General features: G+C 54.3%; 15 protein-coding genes. 10 read left to right on the plus strand and 5 right to left on the minus strand.

The annotated features are described in order from the left end of the window. Window positions 1-83: 83 nt before the first annotated feature. The 5 genes from OYW20_RS14265 to OYW20_RS14285 form a co-directional block, all read right to left on the minus strand. The gene (locus tag OYW20_RS14265) at window positions 84-461 is read right to left on the minus strand and encodes a response regulator (RefSeq protein ID WP_268796618.1); all 378 of its coding nucleotides are present in this window, start codon (window positions 459-461) and stop codon (window positions 84-86) included. 169 nt (window positions 462-630) lie between these two features. Continuing rightward, the gene (locus OYW20_RS14270; RefSeq protein ID WP_268796619.1) at window positions 631-1,812 is read right to left on the minus strand and encodes a hybrid sensor histidine kinase/response regulator; all 1,182 of its coding nucleotides are present in this window, start codon (window positions 1,810-1,812) and stop codon (window positions 631-633) included. Continuing rightward, window positions 1,806-2,435 (minus strand): chemotaxis protein CheB, encoded by a 630-nt coding sequence (locus OYW20_RS14275; RefSeq protein ID WP_268796620.1) that lies wholly within the window; start codon window positions 2,433-2,435, stop codon window positions 1,806-1,808. The genes OYW20_RS14270 and OYW20_RS14275 overlap by 7 nt, the downstream gene beginning before the upstream one ends. Beyond that, entirely contained in the window at window positions 2,432-3,253 is an 822-nt protein-coding gene (locus OYW20_RS14280; RefSeq protein WP_268796621.1) for a CheR family methyltransferase, read from the minus strand. Before OYW20_RS14280 ends, OYW20_RS14275 begins: the two co-directional genes overlap by 4 nt. Window positions 3,254-3,301: 48 nt before the next feature. Then, window positions 3,302-6,796: a response regulator gene (locus OYW20_RS14285; RefSeq protein ID WP_268796622.1), complete on the minus strand. Its 3,495-nt coding sequence runs from the start codon at window positions 6,794-6,796 to the stop codon at window positions 3,302-3,304. A gap of 92 nt (window positions 6,797-6,888) precedes the next feature. Between OYW20_RS14285 and OYW20_RS14290 the strand changes: the two genes are divergently transcribed. The 10 genes from OYW20_RS14290 (at window position 6,889) to OYW20_RS14330 (ending at window position 19,172) form a co-directional block, all read left to right on the plus strand. Continuing rightward, window positions 6,889-8,445 carry a tyrosine-type recombinase/integrase gene (locus OYW20_RS14290; protein WP_268796623.1) on the plus strand — a complete coding sequence of 519 codons (1,557 nt, stop codon included), beginning with the start codon at window positions 6,889-6,891 and terminating at the stop codon, window positions 8,443-8,445. 991 nt (window positions 8,446-9,436) lie between these two features. Continuing rightward, window positions 9,437-12,115 (plus strand): DNA-directed RNA polymerase, encoded by a 2,679-nt coding sequence (locus OYW20_RS14295; protein WP_268796624.1) that lies wholly within the window; start codon window positions 9,437-9,439, stop codon window positions 12,113-12,115. A 221-nt stretch (window positions 12,116-12,336) separates the two neighbouring features. Further along, window positions 12,337-12,825, plus strand: a complete 489-nt coding sequence (locus OYW20_RS14300) for a BRO-N domain-containing protein (protein ID WP_268796625.1) — start codon at window positions 12,337-12,339, stop codon at window positions 12,823-12,825. Between the two features lie 220 nt (window positions 12,826-13,045). Next, window positions 13,046-13,558 carry an HNH endonuclease gene (locus OYW20_RS14305; RefSeq protein WP_268796626.1) on the plus strand — a complete coding sequence of 171 codons (513 nt, stop codon included), beginning with the start codon at window positions 13,046-13,048 and terminating at the stop codon, window positions 13,556-13,558. Window positions 13,559-13,852: 294 nt separating this feature from the next. Beyond that, window positions 13,853-16,048 (plus strand): hypothetical protein, encoded by a 2,196-nt coding sequence (locus OYW20_RS14310; RefSeq protein WP_268796627.1) that lies wholly within the window; start codon window positions 13,853-13,855, stop codon window positions 16,046-16,048. A 62-nt stretch (window positions 16,049-16,110) separates the two neighbouring features. Beyond that, complete coding sequence (locus tag OYW20_RS14315) at window positions 16,111-16,527, plus strand: hypothetical protein (protein ID WP_268796628.1); 417 nt, start codon at window positions 16,111-16,113, stop codon at window positions 16,525-16,527. Between the two features lie 75 nt (window positions 16,528-16,602). Continuing rightward, window positions 16,603-17,046, plus strand: coding sequence for a phage protein Gp13 family protein (locus OYW20_RS14320; RefSeq protein ID WP_268796629.1), 444 nt, complete (start codon window positions 16,603-16,605; stop codon window positions 17,044-17,046). Window positions 17,047-17,056: 10 nt separating this feature from the next. Continuing rightward, the gene (locus OYW20_RS14325) at window positions 17,057-17,653 is read left to right on the plus strand and encodes a virion core protein, T7 gp14 family (RefSeq protein WP_268796630.1); all 597 of its coding nucleotides are present in this window, start codon (window positions 17,057-17,059) and stop codon (window positions 17,651-17,653) included. A 279-nt stretch (window positions 17,654-17,932) separates the two neighbouring features. Further along, entirely contained in the window at window positions 17,933-18,106 is a 174-nt protein-coding gene (locus OYW20_RS26300) for a gp19.5 family protein (RefSeq protein ID WP_408005407.1), read from the plus strand. A gap of 118 nt (window positions 18,107-18,224) precedes the next feature. After that, the gene (locus OYW20_RS14330) at window positions 18,225-19,172 is read left to right on the plus strand and encodes an STM4504/CBY_0614 family protein (protein ID WP_268796631.1); all 948 of its coding nucleotides are present in this window, start codon (window positions 18,225-18,227) and stop codon (window positions 19,170-19,172) included. Window positions 19,173-19,310 lie beyond the last annotated feature (138 nt).

Raw genomic sequence — 19,310 nt, forward strand, 5'->3', positions numbered from 1 at the left:
TGAAACGCGGGCACGGGCTGAATCAGCTCCCACCCCGCGCGAATGAATTCGCGGCTATAGAGGTATGCAGGGTTCCAGGCGAGTTAGTTCAGCAACCGCTGGATCTGCGTATGCAGGGTGTCCATGGTGAAGGGCTTGGCCAGGATGGGGGCTTTGGAAGCGATAGGGCTGCCCGAGTCGACGATCTCGGCAGGATAACCGCTGATGAAGATCACTTTGAGTTCCGGCCGCAGCTTCACTGCAGGCTCGGCGATCATCACCCCGGAAATGCCACCCGGCAGCCGATAATCGGTAATCATCAAATCCAGGTGGGGTTTGGTCGCAAGAATTTCGAATGCCTGCTCACCGTTTTCCGCCTGCAGCACCCGGTAGCCCTCGCCCGACAGATAGTCTGCAAGCAGCATCAGAATCAGCGGTTCGTCTTCGACGATGAGTACGACATTTTCTGCATCAGAGCTCATTTGAACGCCTATGATCTTTAAATAGCTGCACGTACGACCATGCCTGTTGGCGGAGGTTGCGCAAGATTTCAGTTAAATTCTCGAACAGTTTTCGACGACCCGACAGACGTTCGTTTCAGTCGGCGCCAAGCCGAATGCGCAGACCTCAGTCCATCGCTCAGTCCATCGTTCAGAGCGGCAGCTTTACGCGGAACAGCGAGCCGTTGCCTTCCTCACTTTCGACCGAAATAGTCCCGCCGTGCGCCGCGACAATCTGGTCTGAAATAAACAACCCCAACCCTAAACCTGCCACCGCGTGCTTGGCCGATACGCGTTCGAACTGCTGGAAAATGCGCTTCTGGTTCTCTTCGCTGATGCCGATGCCTTTGTCCACCACATCGATCCGCGCCTCGTTGGCTTCGATGTAAACCTTCACGTGGATTGGCTTGCGCGCGCCGTAACGCAGGGCATTGGTCAGCAGATTCGCCACCACCTGTTCGATCCGGAATTCGTCCCAGACGCCAATCACTGGCGTCTTGGCGCTCAATGTCACCGAGCAATCGGCAGCGGCAATCTGCGCCGAGTAGCTTTCAACCAGATTGACCACCAGTTCAGCCAGGTCGAAAGCGCTGGTGCGAATCGACAGCTTGCCGGTGCGGATACGCGATACATCCAGCATGTCCTCGATCAGCCGGATCAGGCTCTGGATCTGCCGCTCATCGCGGTCAACCATGGCCTTGAGCTTGTCCATGGTGAACGCCGAAGCGTTGTCCTTGGCCAGGTGCAACTGGCGCAACTGCGTTTCGAGGATCAACCCGTTGAGCGGGGTACGCACCTCGTGGGACACGATAGACATAAAGTCGTCGCGCATACGGACCGCGTGCTCCAGCTCATTCTGGGTCGACTGTAATTGCGTCAACAGCGCCTCTTGCTCCTGACGCGCGCGCTCGAGCGCATCGAGCTGATGCTTGAGCGCCTTGCGCTGGCGATACAGGTCGACAAACACGTTGACCTTGCTCTTGACCGCATGGATATCCAACGGCTTGTGCAGAAAGTCTACGGCGCCGCTTTCGTAACCCTTGAACGCGTAATTCAGCTCGCGGCCCGCCGCACTGACGAACACAATCGGGATGTTCTTGGTCTTTTCGGTGCCGCGCATCAACTCAGCCAGTTCAAAGCCGTTCATGCCAGGCATCTGCACGTCGAGAATCGCCATGGCGAACTCGTGCTCCAGCAACAACGACAGTGCCTCATCCGCTGACAACGCTTTGTACACCTGTCGGTCTTCACGCTTGATCAACGCTTCGAGCGCCAGAAGGTTTTCCGGCAGATCGTCGACGATCAGCAGTTTGGCTTGTATTTCACTCAGCATGCGGTTCGTTCCAGCTCGACAAGCAATGCGCCGATGTCACGCAAAGGCAGAAGATAGTCCGGTGTGTGTAACGCAAGGGCTGCGTCGGGCATTGCACGCGCCTGTGCCTGGCTAGGGTCTTGCACCACGGTAAAGCCGCCACCTTGCTTGATTCGCGACAAACCGTAAGCGCCGTCGCTGTTGGCGCCTGTCAGCAGAACACCTGCAAGCCTGGGCCCGAAAGCTTCGGCCGCCGAGTCAAACAAGATATCGATGCTGGGCCGGGAGTAAAAAACCCGTTCTTCCTGACTGAAGGAAAACGTAAGGTCTGCCTCAATCGACAGATGATAGCCCGGCGATGCGAAGTACAAGGTGCCCGGCACCAGTGCTTCCTTGTCGTCAGCTTCCTTGACCGGAATGCGCAGGCGCGACATGAACACTTCGGCCAACTGGCTGCGGCGCTCGTCCGGCACATGCAGCACGGCAATGATCGGTAACGTGTAACCCAGCCGCAACGGCGTAAAAATCTTCAATAACGCTTCCACGCCCCCGGCAGAGGCGCCGACCACAATGGCATCCACCGCAGGCAACGGCGCTGCTCCGATGTCGACATCCAGGTCAACGGTCTGGAAAGAAGTTTTCATGATTTGCGGTAAATCCGCTCAGGTTTGACCAAGGGCTCGAACCGGCCGCTGTAGTCCGAGAAATCCAGCGTTTCCTTGCTGCCCAGCACCAGAAAGCCACGATGGCTAAGGGACTCGTGAAACAACCCGAACGCCCGGTTTTGAAGTTTCTTGTTGAAGTAGATCAGCACATTGCGACAGGAGACCAGTTGCGTCTCTGAAAACACACTGTCGGTCGCCAGACTGTGGTCGGCGAAGGTGACGTTCTCGCGCAGCGTCTTATCGAAAATCGCGTAGTCGTAGGCCGCCGTGTAGTACTCGGAAAGCAGCCGCTTGCCGCCCGCACGCAGGTAATTATCGTTATAGGCACGCATGTTTTCCATGGAGAAAATGCCTTGTTTGGCCTTCTCCAGCGAGCGCGGATTGATGTCGGTGGCGTAGATGATCGTCCGTTCCAGCAAGCCTTCTTCACGCAGCAGGATCGCCATCGAGTAGACCTCCTCGCCCGTGCTGCAGCCCGCGATCCAGATCTTCAGCGACGGATAGGTCTTGAGCAACGGCACCACTTCCTGGCGGATGGCAAGGAAATGGCTTGGATCACGAAACATTTCACTGACCGGAATCGTCATAAACTGCAGCAGTTGCATGAAGGCCGATGGGTCATGTAACACCCGCTCCTGCAACGCTGAAATGGTCTTGAGTTCAAACTGGCGCAGCGCGTGACTAACCCGGCGCTTGACCGAAGCGCCCGAGTAATCACGGAAGTCGTAGCTGTACTTCAGATAGATCGCCTCGATCAACAGGCGCAACTCAATATCAGCGTCTCGATCAAGCGGCATCTGTAAAACCTGGTCTGTGTGCGGAAGTGGTCAATTGATCCGGCCCATTCAAATACGTTCCATTTTCGGCAGCCACACACGTATCAGCGAGAACAGCCGGTCCAGGTCAATCGGCTTGGCCAGATAATCGTTCGAGCCCGCCTGCAGGCAGCGATCCTGATCGTCCTTCATCGCTTTTGCGGTGACCGCAATGATGGGGAGCTTGCGCCAGCGCGGGTCTTTACGGATCTCGGCCGTGGCCTCGTAGCCGTCCATCTCCGGCATCATCACGTCCATGAGGACCAGATCGATGTCCTCGACTTCGTTGAGTTTGGCGATGGCCTCAAGGCCGTTGCGCCCCACTTCCACGATGGCGCCTTTGTGTTCCAGGGCGCTGGTAAGGGCAAAGATGTTTCGTACGTCGTCGTCGACTACCAGAATTTTGCGGCCTTCGAACACACGGTCGCGGCTGCGAGCGGTCTTGAGCATTTTCTGGCGTTCGGTCGAGAGCTGCGATTCGACCTTGTGCAGGAACAGCGTGACCTCATCGAGCAAGCGCTCAGGAGAGCGTGCGCCCTTGATGATGATGCTGCGCGAATACTTGAGCAGCTCGGTTTCTTCGTCGCGTGTCAGGTTGCGGCCTGTGTAAACGATGACTGGCGGAAACGCGGCGATCTCATCGGTGGACATGCGCTTGAGCAAGTCATTGCCCAGCATGTCCGGGAGCTTGAGGTCGATAATCATGCAGTCGTAGGCGTTGTCGCGCAGCAGCTCAAGCGCATCCTGCGCGAAGCCGACCGCTGTGATCTCGATATCATCGTCGCCAATCAGACGCGAGATGCTGTCGCGCTGCAACGCGTCATCTTCGACCAGCAGGATGCGCTTGACCTTCTGCGTAAGCTTGGCTTCCAGGCGGGCGAACACGTCCTTGAGCTCTTCGCGGGTGGTCGGCTTGACCGCATACCCGACGGCGCCCATTTGCATGGCCGCTTCCTGACGGTCTTCGACCGAGATCACATGCACCGGAATGTGCCGGGTCGAAGCCAGCTCTTTCAGGCGCTGCAACACGGTCAGCCCTGAGTGATCCGGCAGGCGCATGTCCAGCAGAATGGCGTCAGGAATGAACTGCGAAGCCAGGTCGAAACCATCGTCGGCGGCGTGCGCCACCAGGCACTGATAACCCAGCTCATGGGCGAGGTCATAGAGGATCTGTGCGAAGCGCACTTCATCCTCGATCACCAGAATGCAGCGCTTGGTGAAGGGGGCCTTGTCCCGATCATCGGCAAACACAGGGACCGGGACCGACACCACTGGCTTGGCGACAGCCACAGGCATGACCACCGGCGCTGGCGCAGCAATGAACGGCTGCACCAGGCGCGAGCTGTCACCCTGAGGTTGCTCGACGTACTGCTCAGGCAACACCAGCGTGAAGATACTGCCTTGCCCCGGCGCGCTGGTAACGGCAATCGAACCGCCCAGCAGACCTGCCAGATCCCGCGAGATCGACAGCCCCAGCCCGGTGCCACCATAACGCCGGTTGGAGGTGCCATCGGCCTGGCGGAACGCTTCGAAAATACTCTGTTGCTGGTCCTCGGCGATGCCGATCCCGGAGTCGCGCACGGTGAACACAATGCCCTCCCCCGGCTGGCGCGAAACGGTCAGGCTGACGACTCCGGCCTCGGTGAACTTGATAGCGTTCGACAGCAGGTTCTTGAGGATCTGCTCCAGGCGATGGCGGTCGGTGTAGAGCATGGTGGGAGCACCCGCCTGCACTTGCACATCGAACTGCAGCTTTTTCTCGCCCGCCAGCGGCTCGAACAGCATCCGCAGGCCGTCAACCAGCCTGAGCACACTGCTGTTTTCCGGACGCATGTCGAGCTTGCCGGCTTCGACCTTGGAGATGTCCAGGATGTCGTTGATAAGGTTCAACAGATCGTTGCCGGCCGAATAGATCGACTCAGCGAACTTGACCTGTTCGGCGGTGAGGTTGTCCTGCGGGTTCTCGGCCAGCAGCTTGGCCAGAATCAACGAACTGTTGAGCGGCGTGCGCAGCTCGTGGGACATGTTCGCCAGGAACTCGGATTTGTACTTGCTGGAGCGCTGCAATTCGTCGGCGCGGGTTTGCAGCTCGACCTGAGCGATATTCAGCTCTTCGTTATTGCGGTCCAATGCGTCACGTTGATCAGCAATCGCCTGGCTCTGCTCAGCCAGTTGCTCGTTGGTCTGTTCAAGCTCGGCCTGCTGGGTTTCCAGGTGAACCTGAGATTCCTTGAGAATGCGAGATTGCTCTTCAAGTTCCTCGTTGGCGGTGCGCAGTTCTTCCTGCTGCACTTGCAGCTCTTCATTGAGCTGCTGGGTTTCGGCCAGCACTTCCTGCAAACGCTGACGATAGCGTGCCGCTTCGATGGAGGTGCCGACGTTGTCCGCAATCAACTCCATGAACTCAACGTCGCGCGGCGTCAGTGCCCGCAGGAAACCCAGTTCGATGACACCATTGACGTGATCTTCATTGCTGGTCGGCACCACGATGACGCTACGAGGCGAACCATCGCCCAGGCCTGAACTGACTTTGAAGTAATCGTGGGGAACATCCTGCAGCGTGATCAATTGATCCTGCTCTGCGGCTTTGCCAACCACGCCCTCACCGCTGTAGAGCGACTGCTCCTGCATTTCCTGCTGGCGCGAGAAGCCGTAGGACGCCACACGGACCAGACCGCCATGCTCCTGCCGCACATAAACGGCAGCGACCACCGCGCCCAGATAATTAGCGAAAAACTGCAGGACGTTGCGCCCAAGCATATTCAGCGTCAGTTGACCCAACACTTGTTCGGCGAGTTCGCTCTGACCGTTGCGCAACCAAGCAACGTGCTCCAGGCGCTCGGCGTTCACCTCCTGCTTTTGCAGGTTGTCGGCGTAATTGGTCGACAATGCGAGCATGTCCCGACGACCGATCCAGGCAAGAATCGCGCTGACGATAAGCACAAAAATCAGGTAGAACGACACCGAGACGATGGTGGTGTGGGTGACATCGGTGTTGCGGGTCTGACGCAGTTGCTGCTCAACCCCAACCGCCTGATCATATTCGCTGCGGATCTCGTCGCTGAGGCGTTTGCCGCGGCGCGCCTTGATCGGCCCTTCATAATCGCCACCCTGGCGGCGCAAGTTGATCATTTCCTGAGCGAACTGATTCCACTCTTCCTGCATCGCAGCAATGCGCTTGAAGCGATCAACCTGCGGCGGATTGTCTTCAACCAGCACTTCCAGGCCTTTGAGTTCGGCAATGATGCTCGGTTTGGCCACCTCATAGGGGTCAAGGAATCGCTCATCCCCGGTCAGCAAAAACCCGCGCATGCCGGTTTCCATATCGACGGAAAGCTTCAACGCACGGTTGGCGTTATTGATCACCCTGTCGGTATGTTCAACCCATTGGATGACAGATAGCAGATAAGTAATCAAAATGATGAAGAATGCTGCACTCAGTACGCCAACGCCCAAAGGCAAGGCGACGTTGCGTCCAAGCAATTTTCGGAAACGCTGCTCATCAACAGTAGAGGGATGGATCATCTGTGGGGGCCCACGCCAATGGTCTAAACCAGTGAGTTTGCCGTAAACTTCAGTAAGTTGCGACCTGTTCAACAAACACAGGGGTCTCAGCGATGAACACACCAAACTCACAGACCATTTGTCACAACGGTGTCACGACTACACGCCTTGCCAAGCCCTATCACTACAGGCGCCACGGGACCTACTACCTCAGAGTGCGCCCTGAAGGGTCTAAGGCTTCATTCAGCATCTCTCTCAGGTCAACCGATAAGGCCGCTGCTATGTACGTCTCTACTGAGCTTCAAGGCATCCTCAAGGCCTTCTTCATTGACAGCCCTGAAGCTACCTGGGAGGACATCACAGCGGCCCTGAAGAGTGAGGCTGACTTACTGTTCTCTCGACGTGTAGAGCCTCACTACCTGGGTGACTATTACAACCTCTTTGAGGACCACTTGAACGTGCTGCGTGAGTTCGTCGCTACGATGCCTCTGAGCGTCAAGCAGGCCAAGACCATCAAGGCAGCTCAAGACCTCTTCAAGGCGACTCAGCGTAAGCTCAGAGGGCATCCTGAGGACCTTGCGAGCATCGTCCAGGGCTATGAGGACTTGGTGGCTACTCAAGGGGCTACAGACGTGCCACAAGGACCACTCTCCCTGTCTTCATCTGTAAGGGGACATGCAAGTCACCCTCAAGCTCACCCTTCAAGTCGCCCTTCACGTCACCTCCCTGCAAGGACCTTCAAGGACCTCTCAGAGACCTACATGGACGAACACAAGGACAACATCAAGCCAACCACTACGCGGACCTACTGGACCACTATGAGGGTCCTCACAGAAGCCTTCGAGGCCGCTGGTGTGTTGAATCTTGTGGACCACTCAAGGGCTGACTTGGTGAAGGTCAAGCAGCAACTCACTGAGGGCCGTGCAGTGCCTACGGTGAACAAGTATCTCACTACCTTAGTGACTGTCCTTACGTGGGCTTCTGATAATGGTTTGATCAATAACAACTACTCACAGCGCCTCAAGATCACTAAGGGTACTGAGAGTGACCGTAGAGCGTTCACACAGGAACAGATTGAGGAAGTCCTGAAGGTCTCTCAAGGGACTCGGGGTTGGGCTCAGTGGGTGTGTGCCCTGGCTGCTGTGACTGGTGCAAGACAACAAGAGATTATGCAGCTCACCAAAGAGGACATCATTGAGTCAGCCTTAGGGGTCAGCATCGACATCAATGAGCGTGGTGACATGGGCAAGTCAGTTAAGAACAGTGGGTCAGAGCGCATCATTCCTCTTGTTGACTGCAAGTGGCTGGACCTAAAAGGGTTCATGGCGTTTGTCTCAAAGCAACCTGCTGGAGGCTACCTGTTCGCCACTAAGAACAGCGCCCGTCAAGGTAAGGTCCTACAGACCACTAAGATGATGGGCATCGTCAGGGCTGCTGTAGGCGACGACAAGGGCTTGGTGTTCCACTCGTTCCGTCACAGTCTCTCAGGGCTCTTGCAGTCCAACGAAGTGAGCTTGCAGGTAACAGCGGCCATCCTGGGTCACAAGACAGGCTCAGTCACGTTTGATGTCTATGGGACCACTATGGGTCAGGACTCCTTGAGGTCGGCCTTAATGAAGGTCCTTCCTGCTCTTCCTGCCCATGTCGTTCAGCTTCCTGTTGCTGCATAGCGTCATCCCTGCGCGGTTGAATCGCTCGTACTCAATGGAATGGTATGAAGGGCTCTCAAATGAAAGACGCATTACAAGTTTTAGCATTAATTTCCCTACTCGCTCCGTGCTGGTTAGCAGGCAAAATAAGTTCTGCACTATTTGGCTATCCAAGCTTAGAAGCGTTTAGTCATGCCCAGCTAAGCCAAGACGCAAACTGGTCCCTAATTCCATTCGCACTGCTATTGATTGCCTTAGCATGGCCTTTAGGCTGGCTATGGGTTCGGCTTTTCAGGCTCATCAAAATCCTTTAAGCCACGACCGGCACATCACTTCACATCACTTTCAGGAAAGGCATAATGGCGGTTCCGAAGCTCCACACTGACTCTCTACAGATACACGCCAAGACCTCTATCCAGGCCCATGCAAAGCTCCTTAGAACCATTATTAAGGCGGTAGGGGAGCTGAGTGATAGCGGCCTGATAATCAAAGGATCAGGACCTCACGGAACTACATGGACCGCTTCCGGTGCCGTGGTAGTCGAAGAGTTCACCTACGTAGACAGCGTACAGCGGACACAGACAGCGCTTCGATTTGGTTCGTGGTTGTGTTTGGCCCTTGCGTTGAAGGTCACACAAGCAGACGCTCGACAGGCGTTCATTGAGGTCGTAGAGAAGCATCCCCTGCGCTGACCTTTAGGCGAGCATCCCAAAGCATCGCTCACGCTGGCTCCTATCACCCCCCGCCAATTTAGAACCCTGAATGATTCCCTAAGAATCGTCGGGTTTTTTCGTCTATATAAGTACATTATTTGGCTTTACATAAATCCACATACCGCCTACATTTGACCCCCGCGAACACTGTGCCGCACGAGGCACTGGGAAATCCGATGGAGCCGCCAAGCCCTAACTCCAAGAGCTTCTTAAAGAACTCTTAGAGGGCCTCTTTGCGCCCTAACACTTCCTAAATCTCCTTACTTATCAACGGGTTAAATACCCGCCACGGGATAACTATGTCCGTAATTCAGCCTGCAAAACATGACTTCAGCGACATTCTCTCGTCAACTTGGGCCTTCGATACCCTTTCAGCACTCCATGGTGAAGAACTTGCAGCCCAACAACTGTTCCTTGAACACGAGGCCTACACGTTAGGCGAAGCCCACTTCAAGAAGACCCTTGAGCGTCAACAAGAGCGTGGGGAATTCTCTGATAACGCTACAGCAAAACCTGTGCTGTCCACCCTGGTTCCCTTAATGGCTGTGGCCTTTGATAACTGGGTAGAACATCAAGTAACGAAGGTTCGCCGTAAGCATGTTGGTCTTCAGTTCTTCCAGATGGTCAAGGCTGAGAGTGTCGCCGCAATCACCATCAAGTCAGTCCTGAATATCATCGCCAAGAAAGGCCCCAAGAGCATTCAGTCTGTTGCCGTGTTCCTTGGTAGAGCCCTTGAAGAAGAAGCCCGTTTCGGTCGCATCCGTGACCAAGAGGCCGAACACTTTAATAAGCACATCCGCAAGGCCCTCAACAAGCGCAATGGGCACACCTACAAGGTCGCCTATTTGGAGAAGGTCGAAGCACACATGCAGGAAGCCAATGAGCTGTCCTCAACGTGGACCGCTTGGGATTCCCTTGAAAACGACATGACCTATCACATGGGGATTCGTCTCCTTGAGCTGCTCATTGAGTCCACTCAGTTGGTCGAAGTGAAGCGGGAACACGCTGGCAACGTAAAGCTCGATGGTGAGTTCGTCCACCTGACCCAAGAGTGGTCCGACAAGCTGTGCGCTCGGGCTTACTCGCTCGCTGGTGTCACGCCTCGCTATCAACCGATGATCGTTCCGCCTAAGTCGTGGACCAACATGATTGGTGGTGGCTATTGGGCTAAGGGTCGTCGCCCTGTCCCACTGATTCGTGTGCGCTCAAAGAAGGCCTTGCAGCGCTACCGCGACGTGTCCATGCCTGAGGTCTTTAAGGCCGTCAACATCGCTCAGGCTTCGGCCTGGAAGGTGAACGCTAAGGTCCTCGAAGTAGCCAAGGCCGTGATGGAATGGAAGCACGTTCCCATCGACAAGTTTCCTACAGCCGACCGTGAGGAACTGCCTGTTCAACCTCAAGGGATCGATGAGGACCCTGCACTGTTGAAGGCCTGGAAGAAGGAAGCGTCCGGTGTCTATCGCCGTGACCGTGCCCGTGTAAGTCGGCGCCTGTCCTACGAGTTCATCATTGAGCAGGCTGAGAAGTTCGCTGAGTTTGAGGCGCTCTACTTCCCGTACAACCTTGACTGGCGTGGTCGTGTCTACGCGATCCCTGCATTCAATCCCCAAGGCAACGACATGACCAAGGGTCTCCTGATGGCTTCCATTGCGGAACCTGTAGGTGCTGAGGGCATTGAGTGGCTGAAGATTCACGGGGCCAACTGTGCAGGCGTGGACAAGGTTGACTTCAGTAAGCGTAAGGCCTGGGTCAAAGAGAACGAAGAGTTGATCCTTGAGATTGCTCGGGACCCTTTGGGGCAACCTGAGTGGACCAAGATGGATTCCCCTTTCTGCTTCCTGGCGTTCTGCTTTGAGTGGGCCGGTGTGGTTGAACATGGCGAGCTTTGGGAGTCAGCCCTACCGATTGCCTTTGATGGTTCCTGCTCAGGTATTCAGCACTTCTCAGCGATGCTCCGTGATGAGCGTGGTGGTCGTGCTGTGAACCTGCTCCCGTCTGATGAAGTGCAGGACATCTATCGGCTCGTAGCTGAGGAAGTCATTGAGAAGGTCGTGAAGGACCTCACTGAAGGCACTGACGACAGCTCAGAGATGATGACCAACGAGAAGACCGGGGAAATCAAGGAGCGCCGCATTCTTGGGACCAAAGCGATGGCTCGTGGCTGGATGGGCTACGGGATTGACCGCAAGGTGACTAAGCGTTCTGTCATGACCCTGGCCTATGGCTCGAAGGCTTTCGGCTTCACCGATCAGGTTCGCGAAGACATCATTCAGCCGGCCATTGACCGTGGTGATGGTGAACAGTGGTTTCCTGATGCTCAGCAATGCGCTCGTTACATGGCGAACCTCATTTGGGACTCTGTGAGTGTCGTTGTGGTCGCTGCTGTTGAGGCAATGACCTGGCTACAGAAGGCCGCGAAGCTTTTGGCCTCTGAGGTCCTTGAGACCAAGAAGACCAAGAAGAACCCAAACCCGACCGTGTTGAAGCCCTGTATGCCTGTCTATTGGGTCACGCCTGATGGCTTCCCTGTATGGCAAGAGTATATGAAGCCTGTGCAACGTCGCATTGACCTGATGTTCCTGGGAACTGTGCGCCTGCAAGCAACCATCAACGTCCGCGACTCAGACACCATTGATGGGGCCAAACAGGAGTCCGGGATTTCCCCCAACTTCGTCCACTCACAGGATGGGTCTCACCTTCGCAAGACTGTCGTTAAGGCGTCTGAGTGCTACGGCGTAGAGTTCTTCGCATTGATCCATGACAGCTTTGGGACCATCCCAGCGAAAGCCGGAAAGATGTTTAAGGCAGTCCGCGAGACTATGGTGGAAACCTACACACAGAACGATGTCCTCGAAGACTTCCGTGAGCAGTTCTTAGAGCAGCTCCACGAAAGCCAATTGGACAAGATGCCTGACATGCCCATGAAGGGGACACTGTGTATTCAGGAAATTCTTGAAAGCGCATTCGCATTTGCATGATTCGCAGGGCTTCATGCAGCGCTCTACCGTCTGCCTGCGCATCCCCTGGACGTGATCTTAGATGCTCGTGAAGTGACCTCACGGGGTCTGTTCGCAAAGCTCGCCGCTGCCGTGATGTTGGTCTTCAAGAAGCCTGTATGGGCATGACCCTGTTAGGCAGCTCTCAGCAATCCCTTCCTTTAGTAGCAGCAACCACACCCACTCAAAGAGAGAGAACCCGTATGCAATTCGAAAAGCGCAACTTCATGGGCATCGAACTGGATGTACTCGTGGGCCACCCTGAGCATGACCTCCTGTTTGTAGCTACTCAGGTAGCTCGTGCGGCTGGCTTGAAGAACCCAAAGAATCTGACTCAGGCCTTTAAGTCTGCTGCGGGAACCCTGCAAGTACGGGAGGTACAGCCAAAAGTACCTAACTTCGGTACTTATGGATTGCACCTGATTTTAGGCAAGCGTTACTCGGATGCCTGGCTGTTCCCGGAATCCGTGGTCTATCAGATGCTCCTTCGCGGCCATGCTCCAGCCTCAGAGCCGTTCCGTAAGTGGGTCGCAGAGGAAGTCCTACCGACCATCCGTAAGACAGGCAAGTACGACGCTGAGCAGTCCACTGATCCTGTTGCATTGAGCGTTATGGATGAGCTGAAGGCTATCGAGGGGCGCCTGGATGCAAAGTTTGAACGGCTGACTGCGCTGATTGAAGTCCCCGGCTAATACGGTATCGCTGTTTCGCAGGACGAATAAGTGCGGACCTGTAGTAACGCTTCGAGGCCTACAAGAAAGTTGTATACGTCCGCAAGATCCCCGGAAACGAGCCTTTCCCTCCCACACTGGCCTGATGGAGGAAGCAACGCTTTACCGCAGAAGATGCGCAGTTCCCCTCACTAATAGCGGAGACACCCTGTCATCTGCAAAACAAAGGAGAACCGCAACGATGCAGCACTTCAAACCGATGCCGAATTACGCCGAATTACGACAGCGTTACGCCGTAGACCGAGCAAGCCCTTCAGGTCTGTCCCGGACACAAGCGGCCCGAGGAAAGAATGGGAAGATCGGACCTGTGCTGAGCAAAAGCACTGATGGCTATTACCGCGTGAAGATCGACGGCGAACATTACCGAACACAGAGAGTTATCTATTTCCTGAACAGCGGGATTGACCCTGGACAGAAAGTCGTCGACCACATTGATGGGAATATTCTGAACAATCATCCAGAAAACCTACGCGCCTGTACCACTCAAGAAAATCTGTGGAACGCAAAAGGTAGGGCCAAAAGGTCAGGGCTTCCGAAAGGTATCGAAAAGCTGCCGAATGGGATGTACCGAGCATACTTCACAACGGGTGGCGTTTTAAGACAGGCTGAACTGGCGAATTTCAAAGCGGCACAGCACTGGCTGAAGTCCACCCGCGCGCGCTGTCATGGAGAGTTCGCAAGGGCTGAAGCCTAAGCATTCAAGGTTAATAGTAAGTAGGACCATAGGCTCGACCGCCCAATCAAAACTTTATTTATCAAAGCTTCTTTTGGCTGAACTTCTTGGAACCTGAGAGCTGCCCGTGTGGACGCTGTGAGGCTTTTAGGAGGTCGGCCACGAAGTTCAACCAAAAGGAAACCACATACTTATGAACGCCGACGAATACCAAGCAGTGAAGGCCAAGGTGACCCTTTGTAGCTATACACCCAAGCCGATCTTTAACCAGTCAAGCTTTCAAGCACATATTAATTACACAAAGGAGTCTAAATAATGGCAAATGAAATTGAAAAGGCTCTTGGGCAATCTGCACAGACCACATCAGGTCGCAAGAGCTTCTCTGTGGGTCAGGGCACAGGCTATCAGGCCGCTCGTATTGCAAAGCCTGTCGCTGATAACGCCTTGGGCGATGCGATGCGAAACTTTGTTAAGGCTGGTGGTGATGCCTTTTCGACCTACGAGCAGAACAGGCAGTCAACGGCTGACGACCGCTCTAATGAAATCATCCGTAAGTTGACCCCTGAGCAACGCCGTCAGGCTATCGGTGAGGGCACTTTGCTGTATGCGGATGACCCTGACGCCATGCAACAACTTCGTCTCAAGTCAGGCCGTAATGCCGCCTATGAGGTGGACAATGAGGTCCAGTCAGAAATCCAGAAAGGGTCTTTCCGATCCCGTCAGGAGCTTGATGAGTGGCGTCAGACTCGCATGGAGCAGAAGTCAAAGAACTACGCTGACATGTCGGGCATTGACGCAAACGACAAGGACTATCAGACAGGCTTTAACGCGGACATCTCTCGGCGCAATGCGGCTGTCTATGACCTGCACTCACAGTACCTCTCGAAGAACCTTGAGACTCAGGCAGTTCTTGAGACTCAGGCCGACCTTCAGCCCCTCTTGGATGACCCTAAGGTTCTGAGCAATCCCGCCAGTGCCGATCACTTCTCCAACTACTTCAACAATGGGCTCAAGACCGGGATTTTCCCGAGTGATGCTCACGCCGTCCAGGCGCTCCAACGAGTAGCCTCAGCGGCTGTTGAGAAAGACGGTGGTGTGACCTTGCTGGACAACATCGGTGATAAGACGATCAACGTCTACGGTGGTCCTCGGAAGGTCTCTGACTTACTGGGTCCTGAGATGATGGACAACCTGAAGATGAAGGCCGCGACCTCGACTTACACCCGCAACTCTAAGCGTAACGAGACCTTTGAGCTGGGCCTTACGAATGCTATTCACCAGACTGACCCCGCCGCTGGCTGGCAGGAACTCAACAAGATCGAACAGGGCAACGACTGGCTACAGACAGGAGAGCAGATGACGCCACAACGTCAGAAGCTCATTGAGGCCAAAGCTCAGCTCATCGCTCGGGTCTCTCAAAACTCCCAGCAAGGTCTCATTAAGCTCCAACAATCGGCACAGGCAGATAACCGTCAGGCTGTCATTGACGATGCCTACACGCGCCGAATGTCACAGCAAAACGTCGCAGTGTCCCCGAAGTTTCTGCCAGTCAATGAGAACACAGGGGAATTCAAGGAAAGCGACATGGCGACGTATGCAGCCAACAAGCTCAATCAGATCAACTCGCTGTCTCTCCCGGAATCACAAAAGTCTGAAATGAAGGCTTCCCTCCTACGTGCTGACTACGACAAAGGACCCTTTCAGGAGAACTTTAAGACGCTCTTAACGGACGCTTCTCGGGAATGGCAAGGCGCCCTTCTCAACCCTGAGCCTGCTGCTGATATGCCTCGCCTCAAAGAGCTTCAAGCGGCTTACCAGCAAGACCCCTCGACCATCGCACAACTCTTCCCGGAACAAGCAGGGCTCTTAGAGAAACTGCGTTATTCCGCTGAGTCAGGCATCGACCCTCAGATTCTTATCGACGCTGAGAAATCCAAAAAGAACCTCAGTAGGGATGAATCCATGTATCGGGATCAGCAATGGTCATCGGTCAAAAATGACGCCAGGTACAAGCGACTGAAATTCATCCCCGGTCAATTTGAAGACCAGGCCCGTCAGGTTTTCGACGCTGTAACGCTTCGTTCAGGTGACTCCAACGAGGCAGCAAGAACGGTCTCTGAGTACCTCTCCAAGACCGCTGTTTCCTTCATTGAGGATAACGGGCAAAACAACAGCGAAAGCTTCCACGGGATGATCAGCAAGCGGGACCTGATGACCGATGTGAATGACGTGAAGTCCTGGGAGACCGGGAAGGCGATCATTGATGAAGCCTTGCAAGGCCTCAAGAAGGATGCTGATTGGGGCGCTGGTGGTCTCACGGTCACTTCTACGCAAGGGAACATCATTATCCAGTCTCTCACCGGGCGGCGCTTACGTATCAGCAAGGAGGCTTTAGGCAACCTTGCACGGGATCAAGCTGCACAGGTCAAAGAGGGTGGATTCCGCTCTGGGGTCAACCAAGCAAAATTCGACAAAGTTCTAAAAGATCAGCGTGAGTTGGGGAACTTTTAATCAGCCGCAGCAGAATCTTAATTAACCGGACGATTGCGACCGCTGCAAGAGCCCTTTCGGATATGAGCTTCTTCGCGAAGAACGCCTACATGGGTGTGCAGTCCATCACCGAGGTTGCCGCAATGGTGACCAAGGGGCACACACGGATGCTTCTGAAGGGAGTTCCCATCCTGAAGGACATGACAGGTTGGGGTTCTGCAATAAAACCTAAGGACCTTGATGATATGCACTCGATGGTTTTTGGTCGTGAGCTGGTTATCTCGACAGGCCTCGCAACGGCTGGCTACGTCGCGATGAAGTACAGCCAAGCCTCAGGGATGCCCAAGGACCAACGAGAGAAGTTCCTACAGCAAGCCCTCGATCCCAAGATGTTGGCCTATGCGGCAATCTCTCGAAGCTCTCACATAGGCGCCCCGCTGGGTCTGCTCAACATCGTAGCGGCACCTTTGGGATTCGATCAGGGCGTAGAGATTCGTTAAACGTAACCATTCGCTAATAACAGGCGCCTCGATGGGTCTGGATTCGTTCGTCTACAAAATTTAGGAGACATAACTATGCATATCACGAAAGCAAATATTTACGACTTGACCTTTGCGGCTAACAACCTTTCCGTAGGTGATCGCTCGGACTTTGAAGCATTGGTATCAGACCGAGACCCCTTAGATGTTTTTCCTCGCGCGCTTGACGAAACAACTCACTGCATCAAAGTAGGTAAGTGTGTTTTAGCTGTAGGAGGGCACGCAAATGGTGGCATCTGGTTCGTAACAACAACATTGATAACAACTTTAGCCAAGGCCGAGCGCTTTAAGTTCTATCGGATACTTAAAACTCACCTCACGAACATCCAGAAGAACCCATCAAGCGATACCCCATTGACTAATATAGTCGCTCTCGCTAATGCCGCCCATATAAGGCTCTTGGAAACACTGGGCGCCTCCTTCAATGAAGAAATCCTAATGTCCCCAGCTGGCTTTCCTTTTAAACGATTCTGGCTGTAGGAGATTAACTATGTGTGATCCAATCACGATTTCGGCTGCAATGGTTACTATGGGTGTCGCCGGGGCCGCTTCGAGTGCATCCGAAGGTGCCAAGGCCAAGGGACAGCAAACTGACAACGAACGTAAGCAGCAAAACGAGGTGGTCAAGCAGGCCAACTTTGCGGACAACGACCAGAAGCTTGCGGGCGTCGATAAGCACGACGAGGCGCGACGACAGCTCACAGAGGTAAACCTTCAGTCTATGCGGAACCAAGGGACCATTAACACGGCCATCGGGGAGTCAGGACTTTCAGGCAACACAATGGACCGCCTCAAGAACTCTGTAGCCAACGATACGTCCGCCGAAAAGATGAACATCACAGACAACTATACCCGCGACTATCAGGCCATCTTTGCGAATCGCGTGGGTTCCTCTGAGAACGCTAAGGCTGCTGTGCGGGGCCTGGGTGGTAATAAGTACAAGGTGAACAACATCGCGAACGCCTTGAACATCGTTTCTTCAGGCGCTCAGGGGTACATGGCGGCTGGCGGCAAGTTCGGCAAAGCTTCGTCACCAACACCGGCTGGTGGGACCGGGGCAAGTGTTAACAACGGCGGAACGCGTTAGGACTCGCGGGAACCACGATGATGAATTAGCGCCGTACTGTTGCTACACCCTAAAGGGGCCTTCGGGTCCCTTATTTTTCAGTTTTACCAGAATTGACCACCTCTACAGGCCACGCCGTCCGGGCCTCTTAAAAGAACTCACTATTACTGGAGGGCCCCTGTTTGTATATATAGAGAGAGACCCTCTTTCTGGCTCTTAAAGGGACCTTAAAGGGTGCCCTGCTTGGTAGGTGTAATCACACCACCTCAATCACAATTTAACTATAAGGAGGGCTATGAGATGACTGCACGGTGGAATACATATGTTGCTGTACTTCGCACATTGGCTACCCATCGTGTCGCCTATCGATTTCTTGGTTTACTCCTTGTCACTCTCGGAGTTGCTCAAGGTGGTCCTTTGGTCGAAGCCTTTGGGAATGTCGTCTGTGTTCTACTTGGTGGCTGTGTCGAGTGAGGCGGTCAGGATGGTCATTGAGGCGAGGCGTTAGGTGGCCGATTCTCTGAACGAATAATTCAACCCCAGTCATGTGATAGCGCTATCCTTCGTTTTATACATCAACGAGGGGTGGGGAATGACTATATTCGATCTTTATTCGAAGCGGCAGGAACGGGCACGCAACGGAGTCAGCGACGTTTACAGCTACGACGAATTTTCCCCCCAGTTCCGCGTGCAGCTTTCAATGATGATTGACGAGCTTTTAGGTAGCAGGGAGGATGCGCGGGTTTTGGCAGGACCCAGCAAGGTCTACACAGGCATGGTCAGTATTCTGAAGAAAGAGTATGGCGTTACCTCTCTTTCTGAAAGGGTGCGCCATGACGTCCCTCACGCCGAATTTCACTCGTTTCTTCAATACGAACCAAACGTAGAAAGGTGCTTGGACGCAGTTGAAACAGCGTACAAAATGGGGAATCGCTTCGCGCGAAAAGAGCAGTATAGCAACGGCTACCGGCAGGATGCTTCAGAATCAGTAGACGCATGTATTGAGGAGTTGAATGCCCGGTTCAAGGAAGCGGGGTATGGCTACGAGTTTGTCAGTGATGAGATCTTCAGAGTCGATTCTGAGTTTCTACACGTTGAGGCGATCAGGCCCGCAATTCACTTCATGAATTTTGAGGGATTTGAAGGGGCCAGAAACGAGTTTTTTGGAGCCTACGAGCATTATCGCCACGGGATGCATAAAGAGGCGCTTGTGGATGCAGCCAAATCTTTAGAAAGCACCATGAAAATCATATGCACGCTCAATGAATGGTCCTATACCCCAAGGGACACGGCGAACAAACTCATTCAGATTCTCATTGAGAACGGCTTCATTCCCGCACTTCATCAAGCTCATCTGTCAGGCATACAGACTGTGCTGACATCTGGCATCCCGACGCTGCGAAACAATCTCGCTGGTCACGGTGATGGCGGTGAAGTCGTTGAGGTCTCTGCGGAAGTGGTCGCTTACGGTTTGCATCTCACTGCTGCTGCCATTGTTTTACTTGGAGGTCTGCAAGAGAAGCGAAGTGGCGCCCTTTGAGAATCTGAGAGAAAAATCTGAGAGACCACCTCAATGGTGCTGCTCACGCAATTCCCCCGTGGGTGCCCTCGCCTGATCCTTATGGCGCCTGCGTGGAACTCTGGTGTCACGATTTGTCACAACGCCTGTCACGATCAT

This window comes from Pseudomonas sp. BSw22131, assembly GCF_026810445.1.
Lineage (GTDB): Bacteria > Pseudomonadota > Gammaproteobacteria > Pseudomonadales > Pseudomonadaceae > Aquipseudomonas > Aquipseudomonas huanghezhanensis.